This is a genomic window from Leucobacter soli (assembly GCF_042659205.1).
GTDB lineage: Bacteria > Actinomycetota > Actinomycetes > Actinomycetales > Microbacteriaceae > Leucobacter > Leucobacter soli.
Map to the genome: position 1 here is coordinate 1 of NZ_JBHSRW010000470.1, position 682 is coordinate 682.

General features: G+C 73.9%; 1 protein-coding gene. It reads right to left on the reverse strand.

The annotated features are described in order from the left end of the window. The coding region (locus ACFPZL_RS14010) for a PH domain-containing protein (protein WP_382336020.1) at window positions 1-538 on the reverse strand (538 nt) is incomplete at its 3' end. Between the last annotated feature and the right edge of the window lie 144 nt (window positions 539-682).

Below are 682 nucleotides of genomic sequence, written 5' to 3' on the forward strand. Positions count from 1 at the left end.
GCCCGGCGGGCGCTCCCTGCGAGGCGGAGCCGATGTGCCCCCCGGTGCTCCCGGTCGCGCCCAGCGCGAAGTTGTGCTCGATCAGCTCCTGCAGCGCATCGACCACCGCGACGCAGCCGGGCACGTCGCGCAGCACGGCGGCGGGCTCCGTGCCGATCAGCAACTCGATGTCGCCGGAGCGGAACATCCGCTGCACCGGTCCGCGTCGCAGGTGCACGCTGCGGACCCGGCTGAGCGGAACCTCGCTCCGATGGTGCACGAGCAAGCCGTGGCGCTGGATCACGCGCCGGTTCGTGATCGTGGTGCGCGTGGCCATCCAGCCGAGTATCGGCCCGAGGCCGACGAGGATCGCGGCCAGTGCCCCGCCGGCACCGGCGGCCCAGTTCATCCACGGCTCGGGCAGCGCCCCTACCCAGAAGCCGGCGGCGGCTGCCACGGCGAGCAGCAGCAGCGCCGGGAGGACCAGGTACCGGCCGTGCCGCCGCAGGCTGAGGATCGGGACCTCGACCTGCACCGGCGCTTCGGGCGGGAACGCCATGGAACTATTCCGACGCGTTCGGCGCGGTGCCGGGCCCGGCCGGATCGGCGCCATCGATCACCGGCGGCGTATGCGCGTCGAAGCGGGATTCGATGGCATCCCGCACGTCGGCCATCGGGCCGCCCTGCTCCGCGCGCTGCTCGG